This window comes from Aliiroseovarius sp. F20344, from assembly GCF_023016155.1.
In the GTDB taxonomy this organism is placed as follows: domain Bacteria; phylum Pseudomonadota; class Alphaproteobacteria; order Rhodobacterales; family Rhodobacteraceae; genus Aliiroseovarius.
Genome location: NZ_JALKBG010000006.1, coordinates 218,283 through 230,346, shown reverse-complemented (window position 1 = coordinate 230,346; position 12,064 = coordinate 218,283). Strand labels below are relative to the sequence as shown.

Here is a 12,064-nt window from a genome sequence, read left to right as displayed (position 1 = left end):
TTGACACTAGCATTCTTGCTCATCCCCTTTGCTTTGATGGCCTCTGATCAGATGGAATGCCTGACCACCAATCCAAATTCAGAGCCGAAAAACGCAATCCAAGCCTGTGATCAGTATCTGTCACATTCTTCGCTTTCCCCCTTGGAACGCTCCGACGCTCTTCACACCCGTGGAGTCGCACATAGAGAATTAGGCCAGTTTGAAGAGAGTCTATCCGACTTGAAGGGCGCGCTTGAGATCTATCCAGATGACACTTCGACAATGCGTATGCTTGCATGGACGTTTCGCGAAATGGGTCGGTCAGATAAGGCTGAGGAAATCTACACTCAAGTTCTGAAAATCGACTCGCACTGGCAGGGTTGGCTTTCACGATGCGCTGTTAGATATGACCTCGCCAAATATAATGCAGCAATCGAAGACTGCGTAAAAGCAGGCAAACAAGAATACAATCTCGACGTCATGTATTTTAAGGCCGCGGCAGAGATACAACTCGATCGACCTGCGCAAGCACTGGAAACCGTGACCCCGGGACTCAGCCAAGATGATTTCAGTGGCCGGTTGTATTTCCTTGCAGCAATAGCCCTGTGGAATATGGGATTGCAGAGCGATGCAACGGCCAAGGCCGAAGAAGGTTTGAAGAAGTATCCAGGCGATCTCGATTTGAAGCGCTTCCTGTCTCCCTGAGACGCTTCTTTGATTCGCCTGTTTCGCGCAACAATTGCGCGAGACCCCGGACATTGCTTGGAAGTCCTGAAAAACAAATGAGGATGCGCGACAACCTGTGATGCGCGTCACTGAGCCACCTGGCAATCTGCGATAAATCAATAGCCATAATATCGAAGATTTCAGCCTTCGGTTCTGGATCGATTTGAATCCGCATATTACCATAGGCCAACAGATTGAACTGCGGCGCGCACGCCAGAGCGGCGCATCGAAGATGAGGGCAGAATTCAGGTGGGTAAGTTTATCAAAAACATCCCGGGACCAGTTCTGGAGTTCGCCGCTTTTGCGGCTTTCATCGCAATCCTGAACACGACGGGTTAACGTGCGTCAGCCTCGGCTATGGCTGGGCGGATGATGCTTTCCAAAATGCCTTCGGTGATTGGACCTGCGAAGCGCTTTACAACCGTGCCGTCCCCAGCAATCACAAAAGTTTCTGGCACGCCGTAAAGACCCCATTCCAGCCCCGTGCGGCCTTCACCATCGGTCATCATAGCGGCATATGGATTGCCCAATTGCGTCAGAAAACGCTTGGCGTTGGCGGGATCATCTTTGTAGTTGATCCCGTTGATTTGAACGCCTTCCTCGGCCAATTTCTCCAATAGCGGATGCTCGGCGCGGCAGGGCGCGCACCAGCTGGCCCAGAAATTCACCAGTTTTACACCGCCGGATTTAAGGTCGTCTTGTGTGAATTGCGGTTCCCCTTCGAAAGCAGTGACCTGCAGGGTAGGAACGATCCCGCCTTCACGTGTCGATGGAAGCGCACCACGATCCTCTTGATTCATGCCCCACAGGAACATCGCGGCCAGCCCCAGAAACAAAACCGGCGGCAGGATCATCAGCCACGAGATACCTTTCTTCTTCTCAGTCATTCCGCTTTGCCCTTTCCTCAGCCGCATCCAGCTGTTGTTTCACTTGGACCGAACGGCGCCAAGTGACAAGGATCAGCGCGATCAAAAGTCCGAGAGTGATCGCCCAAGACGACAAGATAGCATCGGCATATTTTCCCAGCTCAAGCATCTTTCATCCTTTCACGAACATCCAAACGGTGCAGGCGAACCAGGCGCAGCTCGGTCCGAGTGCGGATCAGGACAAGGGCCAAAAACAGCAGGATGAACCCTGCGATACACAGCAGCAATGGTTGAAAGTAGACGTTCGACACGTGCTCTTCCTTATCCAAGGACAGAGAAGCGCCCTGGTGCAGACCTTGGTTCCAGAAGTTTACAGCGTAGCGGCTGAGCACAGCAAAGACCGATCCGACAATGCACAGAACAGAAGTCAGATCAGCCGCGGTGTCCGGATTATCGATGGCCGCCCAAAGCGCCATGTAACCCAAATAAAACAAAAACAGGATCAGGAAGCTAGTAAGACGTGGGTCCCACGCCCAATAGGTGCCCCACATGGGTTGGCCCCAGATCGCGCCCGTGATCAATGCGATCACCGTCATGGTGACGCCGATCAGCGCAGCGGCCTTGGCGGCGCGGACGGAAACATGGTGACGGCGTACAATCCAGATCAGCGAGGTGACCAGCATCATCACCCAGATGTTGATCGCCATCATCGCGCTTGGCACGTGGATATAGATGATCTTGACCGAGTTGCCGAAATTGGTGGCCTCGGGCGTGAAGAAGAAGCCCCAGATCATTCCCGGGATCAGGGTTATGGCGCACAGCCCAATCACCCAAGGCAGAACCTTGCCGCTGAGGGCCATGAACTTGACCGGGTTTGCAAATTCCCAAAGTGACATGTGTTTCCTCTTTGGCTTCTTTCATTCGATGGCGCGGGCAGCATAGTGCACACGCCCCGGAATGGTTTGACTTATCTCAGGTTCACACGCAAGGCGGCTGCGGCGGCAAATGGTAGCAGGGCAATGGATCCGGCGGTTATCCCGGCCATCATAAGAAGCGGTGTCGAGGCAGACAGGCCTGCGGTGCCTCGGGTTGCGGCCTCGGCCCCAAAGATCAGTGTTGGAATGTAGAGCGGCAGAACGAGCAGTGACAAAAGAAGCCCGCCGCGTTTTAGGCCAACCGTCAAAGCAGCCCCAAAGGCGCCAATCATCGACAGGGCCGGCGTTCCGATCAAAAGCGTGATGAAGATCCAGAAGTGGCCAGGGCTTTCAAGGTTCATCAGCGTTCCAAGCACAGGAGCAGCCAAGGTCAGCGGCAGACCGGTAACCAGCCAATGGGCAAGCGCCTTCACTCCAACGATGCCCTCCATCGGGATCGGGGCTGTGGCCAGCAGATCCAGCGACCCGTCTTCGAAATCCAGTTGGAAAATACGATCCAGCGACAGCAGGCAGGCAAGAAGAGCACCCACCCAAAGGATGCCAGGCGCAATACGCGACAGGATTGCGGCCTCGGGACCAACGCCGAAGGGCACCAAAGTCGAGACGATCAGGAAGAATGCAAGCCCCAACCCAAAGCCGCCCCCTGCGCGCATGGCCAACCTGAGATCCCGGACGAGAAGTGCGATCATTGGAAAGCCTCGTCAAAACCTGAGTATGAATCGCGGGAACCGTCATCGCGTGGTCGGTGCGCATCTGCCTTATAGGGGCCGACATCAAAGGTGTCTGCCTTCAAACCCAGATCGATATGCGTGGCGATCAAGGCCGAGCCTCCGGCTGCCACATGTCTCTGAACAGCATCGGCAAATAGCTTCACAGATGCCACGTCCAGCGAGACGGTGGGTTCATCCAGCAACCAAATGGGTCGGCCCGTCACCAATAAGCGTGCCAATCCCAGCCGTCTTTTTTGCCCGGCAGACAGATTCGCCGAGGGACGCTCCAGCAGCCCGCGCAAATTGAACCCGTCCACCGCAGGCGCAATGTCCGCAACGCCGTGGACAGACGCCCAGAAGTGCAGGTTCTCTTCCACGCTGAGCGTGGCCTTCAATCCATCCGCATGTGCGCCATAGGTGATCTGTTCGGGATCAGTCGACACGCTGCCCACCAAGGGCGGCTGCAACCCTGCAAGTGTCCGCAGAAGCGTGGTTTTGCCTGATCCATTGGGTCCGCGAAGGATCAGCACCTGACCAGGGGACAGGGTGAAATCCAATCCCTCCAGCACCGGCACGCCACCGCGCGCTACGGTCAGATTTTCGACCCGAAGTTCCATGGGTAAAGCCTTAGACCGGAAGGGCGGCCAGCGCAATGCGGCGGCCTTCGGCGATCAACACGTTATAGGTGCGGCAGGCCGCCGCAGAGCTCATAAGCTCGATCCCGATCCCGGCTTCTTCCAGCGCGTCACGCAGGGGCGCGGGTGGGTGCGCGATCTCGGCCCCCATGCCCAAAAACAGCACGTCGATCTGGTCTTTCAAGGCGGTCAGGGGGGTGATGTCCTCTAGCCCTCCCCATCCGGATGCGGCCTCGGCCGTGACAAGCACAGGCCCGTGAATCACTTCACCCGCGACACGAAAGAACCCCGGTCCATAGCTGTCGACCGGCTGCGCGCCTTCATATCGGACTTCGTGAAACTGCATCGTGCTCTCCTTAACCTAGGACTGCATATAGCCCCGACAGGGCTGATCCAGCAATGATTGCATAGGCAACACGGCGATAAAGGCGCTCGTATTCTGGGTTAAAGATCAAACCACCGATCCAGTTCCCCAAGATGCTTGGCACCATCGTTAATAGGCCAAGCACCAGCGGAAGTCCCAAAAGCTGGCCTGTGATTAGGAATGCCGCCAACATGATCAGATCAAAGAAGAACAAAAAGGCCGTCGTATTGGCGCGGATCACGCGTGGTCCATGGGGCGACGCCATGTATAGCAAAATGACCGGAGGACCCGGGATGCCCGCGGACCCGCCCAAAAGGCCGGCCACGGCACCCGTTGCCCATACCGTTTTAGGCGTCACTGCACCATGATACCGCCAGCCGCTCATTAGAGCTACCAACATGGCTAGACTTACAAGTGACACGACAAGTTTGAACACTGTGGGGTCGACCACAAAAAGCGCGGCCAGCCCAATCGGCAACGCAAGCGCCATGCCAATCACAAGCCGCATCAAATCTTTTGGATGCCCATCTTTCAGAGCACGTGGAATGGCCGGTGCGGGACCTGCCAAATCCATGACAATTAGAATTGCGATGGCCAAAACCGGATCAACAACTTGCGAGGTGATCGGCAGGAAAATCATTGCCGTGCCAAAACCAGCAAATCCGCGCACCAATCCTGCCGTGAATGCGGCTGCCAGAATCCATCCAAGCCCCGGCAGAGCCAGAGCTTGGAGGAGTAAATCAGGCATCCACGTCGGCAAACTGGTTGCCAGCATTTGCGTCAGGCTTAGACCAGTCGCGTTTCACGCCAAGACGCAGCAGGATCGCCGAGGCCACGAAGATCGACGAGTAAGTGCCGACAATCACGCCCCAGATCATTGCGAAGACGAAGCCGCGGATGACATCGCCACCCAACACGTACAGCGCAATCAGCGCCAAAAGCGTGGTGACAGAGGTCATCATGGTCCGGGCCAGTGTTTCGTTGATCGACAGGTTCAGAACCTCTTTCAGGTCCATCTTCTTGTAGCGGCGCAAGTTCTCGCGCACGCGGTCGAAAACAACAACTGTATCGTTCAACGAATAACCCACGATGGTCAGAAGGGCCGCAATGATGGCGAGGTCGAACTTGATGCCCAGCAGGCTGAAAATCCCGATGGTCAGCACAACGTCATGCACCAGTGCCGCAACAGCACCGAGCGAGAACTGCCATTCAAACCGCAGCCAGATATAGACCAGCACTGCAGCAATCGCTGCCACAACGGCCAACACCGCCGCTGTAATCAGCTCGCCCGAGACTTTCGGCCCCACGCTTTCCACGCTTGGGAAGGTGATGGCCGGATCAACGGAGGCCAAGGCCTGTTCGATCACCGTCATGGTTTCAGGGGTGATGGCCTCTTGACCTTCTTGCGCTTCAATGCGGATCTGGCTGACATGCTGATCGGCACGGAAGTTTACGTCATTGACCTCGACAATCGAAATATCGCCCAGCGCAAGCGGCGTCAGAGCATCACGATACGCCCCTACATCCACGGCTTGCGTGCTTTCGGTACGGATTGTCGTGCCGCCTCGGAAGTCGATGCCAAAGTTCAGCCCTATCACAAGGAACAAGATCACCGATGCGACCATGGCCAGTCCGGACGCCCCCAGCGTTGCGATCGACCGTTTGAAGAAGTCAAACACGCGGCCTTGTGGGGCCAGACGGATGCCTTTGATTTCAAGGTTGCGCGGACGTTTGCGTTCAAACCACATCACAATCATCAAGCGCGTCAGGAAAATCGCAGTGAAGACCGAGGTCAGAATACCCAGTCCCAACGTGACCGAGAACCCGCGTACCGGACCGGATCCCATGATGAACAGGATCACGGCGGTGATGAAGGTGGTGATGTTCGCGTCCAGAATGGCCGACAGCGCTTTTTCATAGCCAAGCTCGATGGCGCGCGCCGGCCCCCTGCCCGCCTTCAGCTCTTCGCGGATCCGTTCGAAGACCAGCACGTTTGCGTCCACCGCCATACCGATGGTCAGCACGATACCCGCGATACCCGGCAAGGTCAGTGTCGCCCCGATCATCGACAGAAGGCCAAAGATCATGCCCACGTTCAGGATCAACGCGATATTGGCGATCACGCCGAACCAGCCGTAAGAGGCAACCATGAAGACCAGCACTGCAATAAAGGCCATGATGGACGCGATTTTACCTGCATCAATGCTGTCCTGACCCAGTTCTGGACCGATGGTGCGTTCTTCGACGTAAGTCAGCTCGGCAGGCAAAGCACCTGCGCGCAGAAGCACGGCCAGATTGGTCGATTCCTCGATCGAGAAATTGCCGGTGATGATGCCCGAGCCGCCACAGATCTGTTCATTGATCCGCGGGGCCGAGATGACCTCTTCATCCAACACAATTGCAAACGGCGCACCAACATTGGCGCCGGTATAGTCGCAGAACAGGCGCGCGCCCGAGACATTGAAGCGGAAGTTCACAGCAGGCTGACCGTTCTGGTCAAACGCAGGCTGGGCGTCGTTCAACTGTTCGCCAGTAACGACGGGCGTTTGTTCGAGCACATAGAACACGCCTTCTTCATCCAGCGACGGATACAGAACATTGCGTGGACCCGGCGTCGAAGCCGCATCCGTGGTGCGGCTGACAACGGGATGGAACGTCAGTTTGGCGGTCTTGCCGATGATCTCTTTCAGCTCAGATGCCGACCCGATCCCCGGCACCTGAATCAGAATTCGTTTGTCGCCCTGACGCTGAATTGTGGGTTCGCGGGTGCCAACCTCGTCCACACGACGGCGAATGATTTCAAGCGATTGTTGAATGGTGCGATCGTCAGTGGCGACGCGCTCGGCTTCAGAAAGGGTAACAACGAACTCGCCCTCACGACCGGGGTTCACCTCGATATCGGTCGAGCCAACGCCGGACAGGCTGACAACAGGTTGTGCCAGAGCGCGGACAGCCTCGATCGCTTGGGGCAAAGCCTCGGGTTTCGAGATTTTCACGCGAAGCTCGTCTACCGGAGCCGTCAAGTCGCGGCGGATCGTACCGATTGTCGCACGTTCTTCTTTCAGAGCTTCCCGAACTTCCGGCCAATAGCCGTGCATCCGCGCTTCATACACATCTTCAACTTGAACCTCGGCCAGCAGGTGCGCACCGCCACGCAGGTCCAATCCCAAATTGACCAGAGAGCTCGGCGCCCAATCGGGCCACGCGGAACGATCCGCTTCCAGCTCCGGCGTTGTGCCTGTGGTTTCGATTGTGGCGACCGCGTCATTGTGGGTCTCGACCCGGTCGTAGAACCCGTTCGGAGACGCAAAATACAGGCCAAGGAGCACCAGCCCCCAGATCACAAGACGTTTCCAAGTTGCGATTTGAAGCATGTGCCCCTGCCCTATAAATTCTTACTATTCAGTTGTTTGGGTCAGAAAACCCGTGAGGGTCAGCCTTCGACTGGCTCGGTCTTACCCATGACGTTCACGATGGTCGAACGCACAACGCGGACTTTCACGCCCGATGCGATTTCAACTTCAACCTCGGTGTCATCTTTCACCTTGGTGATCTTTCCAATCACGCCGCCCTGCGTGACGACCTGATCGCCTTTGCGCAGCGCACCCAGCATGGCTTGATGCTCTTTCATTTTCTTTTGCTGTGGGCGGATCATGAAGAAATACATGATGCCGAAAACCAGCAGCATGGGGATCAGCATCCCGTTCAGAATTCCGCCTGCTGGCGCGCCCGCGGCTTGTGCAAATGCAGGAGTTGCAAACATCGTTTTGTCCCTTTCTTCACGGGCTGGCCCTGTCGCCCTGCCCAAATGTCCGGCGCACCCTATATGGGGGTCTGTGGGTTGTCCAGCAAGCATGGGGCGAGGTTTTCTCTTCCCCCTCGCGCGCCCATCTGGCATATGCGCCCTACGTTTAACCAAAGGACAGATCCATGCATGATATCCGCCTGATCCGTGACAACCCGCAAGCATTCGACAAGGCAATGGCCCGTCGGGGCCTTTCGGACCTGTCAGGCAAGGTGCTGTCACTTGATGAAAGCCGCCGGGCCGCCATTCTTGCAGCTGAGACCGCACAGGCCGACGCCAATAAGGCAGCCAAGTCTGTTGGGGCTGCGAAAGCGTCCGGGGATGAGGCTAAGTTTGAGCGCCTGCGTGCACTGGTCGGCGAAAAGAAGGCCGAGATTGCCGAGCTGAACGAGCAAGCAAAAGAGCTGGACGGAAAGCTGACCGATCTGTTGATGGGTCTGCCAAACATCATCGCGGATGATGTGCCTGATGGCGAGGACGAAGACGACAATGTCGAGATCAATCGCTGGGGCACCCCGCGTGAATTCGCCTTTAAACCGATCGAGCACTACGAGTTGCCCGCCGTACAGGACGGTCTGGATTTCGAGACTGCCGCGAAGCTTTCCGGCTCGCGCTTCATGCTGTTGTCGGGTGCTGTCGCCCGTCTACACCGCGCGCTGGCTCAGTTCATGCTCGATGTTCATGTGAATGAAAATGAGCTGACCGAGACCTGGACCCCTGTCTTGGTCAAGGAAGACATGATGCTGGGCACGGGCCAATTACCGAAGTTTGGCGAGGATAGCTATCAGACAACCAATGGCTGGTGGTTGGTGCCGACGGCTGAAGTTCCGCTGACCAATATCGTCAATGGCGCCACGGTCGAAGAAAGCTATCTGCCGCGCCGCTATGTGGCCCACACGCAGTGTTTCCGGTCCGAAGCCGGATCCGCAGGGCGGGACACCGCCGGCATGCTGCGCCAGCACCAGTTCGAGAAGGTCGAGATGGTGTCGATCACCAAGCCAGACGAATCTGAGGCCGAGCACAAGCGTATGACCCGGCTTGCTGAGGATATTCTGGAACGTCTCGGCCTGCCCTACCGCACCGTGGTGCTGTGTACTGGGGACATCGGCTTTGGCGCGATCCGCACGCATGACATTGAGGTCTGGTTGCCCGGTCAGAACACGTATCGCGAAATCAGCTCGATCTCGACCTGTGGAGACTTCCAAGCACGTCGCATGAACGCCCGTATGAAACCCGCCGAGGGTGGCAAGCCGGTGTTCCTGCACACGCTGAACGGTTCGGGCCTCGCGGTAGGCCGTACGCTGATTGCAGTCCTTGAAAATGGTCAGGAAGAGGACGGATCGGTCACCCTGCCAGAGGTTCTGTATCCCTATCTGGGCGGCAAATCCCGCATCACAGCCGATGGCAAGCTGGCTTAACTGTAGCTAGACCAAAAAATTACAAGGGCGTGGACGATCAATCATCTGCGCCCTTATTCATTTAGTCGAGCTTCACACCTTTGCGCCCTGCCAGATCGGTGAAGTATTGCCACGCGACGCGGCCTGACCGCGCACCACGCGTTGCTTGCCATTCGATGGCCTCGGCCCACAGCGTTTCTTCATCAATTTCAACCCCATGTGCATCGCAGTAGCCACGGATCATCGACAGGTATTCATCCTGATCGCAGGGGTGAAAACCAAGCCACAGACCAAATCGATCGGACAACGAGACTTTCTCTTCCACCGCCTCGGACGGGTTTATGGCGGAGGAGCGTTCGTTCTCGATCATGTCGCGGGGCATCAGGTGGCGACGGTTGGATGTGGCGTAGAAAACCACGTTGTCCGGGCGGCCTTCGATGCCTCCGTCCAGTACGGCTTTCAGCGACTTATAATGTTGATCGTCATGACTAAACGAAAGGTCATCACAGAACAGCAAGAAGCGATGGTTCGAACCACGCAGAAGGTTCAGAAGGCGGCTGACCGAGGGCAGATCTTCGCGTTGCAATTCGACGATTTTCAACGCCTGCCTCTGCGCCAGAACCTCTGCATGGACTGCCTTGACCAATGACGATTTACCCATGCCACGTGCGCCCCACAAAAGCGCGTTGTTGGCGGGCAGCCCACGGGCAAACTGGAGCGTGTTTTCCAAAAGCGTATCGCGTGAACGATTGACGCCTACAAGAAGATCGATCGAGACGCGGTTTACGCGGATCACAGGTTCCAACCGATCCGGGGAGACATGCCAGACAAAGGCATCTGCCTGATCAAAATCGGGCGCGGACAAAGGGGCCGGAGACATGCGTTCCAAAGCTTCAGCAATACGTTTCATCATGTCCTGATCCGCCATATTCGATGGTCCTTCTCGCCCGCAGATAAGCTTGCAACCTTTAAAGCGCGGTTGGGCGGGGTTTTAAAGGGTTTAACGTGCGCACGGGCCGAATTTGAAAAAGTTTAAATTACCTCGGCACAACAAAAAACGCGCCCAAATGGGGCGCGTTTTCATTTTCTAAAGGATGGGGGTCAGCGGCCAGTTTCGACCATGCCCGGATCATCTTCCGGATCGTCGTCGGGATCATTGTCCCCGTCGTCTTCATCCTCGTCCTCGTCGAACTCGGCCATCAGTTCGTCTTCAGCTTCTTCGTCGTCATCGTCGAACCACAAGCCTTGCGCACGCAATTCTGCCTCGCGCTTGTTTTCGACACGCTTCACCAGCTGGATCGAGATTTCATACAGGCCATAAACCACAACGAATAGGATCACCTGCGTGATGACATCGGGCGGCGTAACCAATGCAGCCAGCACCAGAATGCCAACCACCGCATACTTGCGGACATCCGCCAAACCTTGCGAGGACACCAGACCAGCTTTCCCCATCAAGGTCAGAAGCACCGGAAGCTGGAAGCAAAGACCAAACGCCACGATAAATTTGATCGACAAGCGCAGGTATTCCTGCACGGAACCTTGGAAATCAATCGATGCTTCAACCCCAGTTTCACCCACATTGCCCGATTGCTGGAAGCCGAGGAAGAAGTCAAAGGCCAGCGGCATTACCACGTAAAAAGCAAAGCTGGCACCAATCAGGAACATGATGGGTGAGGCCAACATGAAGGGCAGGAAGGCGTTCTTTTCGGATTTGTAGAGGCCCGGCGCAACAAACCGCCAAAGCTGGTAGCTGATATAGGGGAAGGATAGAACCAATCCCCCGAAAAGCGAGATCGAGATCGCGACGAAGAAGCCTTCTTGCAGCTTGATCAGGATCAGTCCGCAATCGGTTTGTCCACGCTCGGCCATCGTCGAGCAGAGCGGCTCTGTCAGGAAGTTGAAGATCGGATTCCAGACGGTGAAACAGATCACCATGCCGATGATGAAGGCGATGGCGGAATGGATCAGCCGCGTGCGCAGCTCGGCCAGATGCTCGATCAACGGGGCCGAGCTGTCTTCGATCTCGTCAGTGTCGCTCATGCGTCAGATGTATCCGTAGATTTGGGCTTGGCCTTGGTGGCCGGTTTCTTCACAGCGGGCTTCTTGGCAGCAGGTTTCTTTGCTGTGGGCTTCTTAGCCGCCGGTTTTTTCGCTGCGGGCTTCTTCGCCTTCGCGGCTGGCTTTGCGTCCTTAGCTTTGGCAGCAGGTGCTTTCGACGCGACTTTAGGCTTGGCGCTTGCAGCACTGATTTTCTCGGCGGCCTTGGCTGTGTCTTCTGCAAGCTTGGCGCGCTCTTCAGCCTCTTTGGCTTTCAGGGCAGCGTCGGTTTCTTTCTGGTCGCGGCGGGCCTTGGCGGGGTCCCATTTCTCAAACCCGTCTGCAGCCTTATTCAGCGCATCCAACCCCATCGACTTGGGCGATGTGGCCGATTTCAGCGTGCTGGCAATATCTTTTGCACCGCTTTCGTCCGCAGCGTCGTTCATGGCTTGCGTGAATTCGCGCCCCATCTGGCGCGCACGGGCGGTGAACCGACCCAGCGTACGGAACATGCCGGGCAGGTCCTTTGGACCCACCACGATCAGGGCTACAACCCCGATAAGCAGAAGCTCGGTAAACCCGATGTCGAACATAGGCTGCGCCTTTC

The 12,064-nt window shown here is 56.5% G+C and carries 14 protein-coding genes; 2 read left to right on the top strand and 12 right to left on the bottom strand.

Going from position 1 to position 12,064, the window contains the following annotated elements; all coding sequences use genetic code 11:
• The first annotated feature begins 36 nt into the window (after positions 1-36).
• Positions 37-684, top strand: coding sequence for a tetratricopeptide repeat protein (locus tag MWU55_RS06880; protein WP_246935203.1), 648 nt, complete (start codon positions 37-39; stop codon positions 682-684).
• Between the two features lie 356 nt (positions 685-1,040).
• Here the strand turns inward: MWU55_RS06880 and MWU55_RS06875 are convergent, their stop codons facing one another.
• From MWU55_RS06875 to yajC, 9 genes are all read right to left on the bottom strand, one after another.
• Positions 1,041-1,592: a DsbE family thiol:disulfide interchange protein gene (locus MWU55_RS06875; RefSeq protein ID WP_246935202.1), complete on the bottom strand. Its 552-nt coding sequence runs from the start codon at positions 1,590-1,592 to the stop codon at positions 1,041-1,043.
• Positions 1,585-1,740, bottom strand: coding sequence for a heme exporter protein CcmD (locus MWU55_RS06870; RefSeq protein ID WP_246935201.1), 156 nt, complete (start codon positions 1,738-1,740; stop codon positions 1,585-1,587). The genes MWU55_RS06875 and MWU55_RS06870 overlap by 8 nt, the downstream gene beginning before the upstream one ends.
• Entirely contained in the window at positions 1,733-2,467 is a 735-nt protein-coding gene (locus MWU55_RS06865; protein WP_246935200.1) for a heme ABC transporter permease, read from the bottom strand. Before MWU55_RS06865 ends, MWU55_RS06870 begins: the two co-directional genes overlap by 8 nt.
• A gap of 71 nt (positions 2,468-2,538) precedes the next feature.
• Positions 2,539-3,195, bottom strand: coding sequence for a heme exporter protein CcmB (ccmB, locus tag MWU55_RS06860; RefSeq protein ID WP_246935199.1), 657 nt, complete (start codon positions 3,193-3,195; stop codon positions 2,539-2,541).
• Positions 3,192-3,833, bottom strand: coding sequence for a heme ABC exporter ATP-binding protein CcmA (gene ccmA, locus MWU55_RS06855; RefSeq protein WP_246935198.1), 642 nt, complete (start codon positions 3,831-3,833; stop codon positions 3,192-3,194). The genes ccmB and ccmA overlap by 4 nt, the downstream gene beginning before the upstream one ends.
• Positions 3,834-3,843: 10 nt before the next feature.
• Entirely contained in the window at positions 3,844-4,197 is a 354-nt protein-coding gene (locus tag MWU55_RS06850) for an Mth938-like domain-containing protein (RefSeq protein ID WP_246935197.1), read from the bottom strand.
• Positions 4,198-4,207: 10 nt separating this feature from the next.
• Positions 4,208-4,963 (bottom strand): sulfite exporter TauE/SafE family protein, encoded by a 756-nt coding sequence (locus MWU55_RS06845; RefSeq protein WP_246935196.1) that lies wholly within the window; start codon positions 4,961-4,963, stop codon positions 4,208-4,210.
• On the bottom strand, positions 4,956-7,589 hold the full coding sequence (secD, locus tag MWU55_RS06840; RefSeq protein ID WP_246935195.1) for a protein translocase subunit SecD: 2,634 nt from the start codon (positions 7,587-7,589) through the stop codon (positions 4,956-4,958). The genes MWU55_RS06845 and secD overlap by 8 nt, the downstream gene beginning before the upstream one ends.
• 59 nt (positions 7,590-7,648) lie before the next feature.
• On the bottom strand, positions 7,649-7,978 hold the full coding sequence (gene yajC, locus MWU55_RS06835) for a preprotein translocase subunit YajC (protein ID WP_246935194.1): 330 nt from the start codon (positions 7,976-7,978) through the stop codon (positions 7,649-7,651).
• Positions 7,979-8,145: 167 nt separating this feature from the next.
• On the opposite strand from yajC, the gene serS reads away from it, so the two are divergent.
• The gene (serS, locus tag MWU55_RS06830; RefSeq protein WP_246935193.1) at positions 8,146-9,438 is read left to right on the top strand and encodes a serine--tRNA ligase; all 1,293 of its coding nucleotides are present in this window, start codon (positions 8,146-8,148) and stop codon (positions 9,436-9,438) included.
• Positions 9,439-9,499: 61 nt separating this feature from the next.
• Here the strand turns inward: serS and MWU55_RS06825 are convergent, their stop codons facing one another.
• The 3 genes from MWU55_RS06825 to tatB all read right to left on the bottom strand — a co-directional run bounded on the left by MWU55_RS06825 (position 9,500) and on the right by tatB (position 12,050).
• Positions 9,500-10,345: an ATP-binding protein gene (locus MWU55_RS06825; protein ID WP_246935192.1), complete on the bottom strand. Its 846-nt coding sequence runs from the start codon at positions 10,343-10,345 to the stop codon at positions 9,500-9,502.
• Positions 10,346-10,518: 173 nt separating this feature from the next.
• On the bottom strand, positions 10,519-11,460 hold the full coding sequence (tatC, locus tag MWU55_RS06820; protein WP_246935191.1) for a twin-arginine translocase subunit TatC: 942 nt from the start codon (positions 11,458-11,460) through the stop codon (positions 10,519-10,521).
• Positions 11,457-12,050: a Sec-independent protein translocase protein TatB gene (tatB, locus tag MWU55_RS06815; RefSeq protein WP_246935190.1), complete on the bottom strand. Its 594-nt coding sequence runs from the start codon at positions 12,048-12,050 to the stop codon at positions 11,457-11,459. Before tatB ends, tatC begins: the two co-directional genes overlap by 4 nt.
• Positions 12,051-12,064 lie beyond the last annotated feature (14 nt).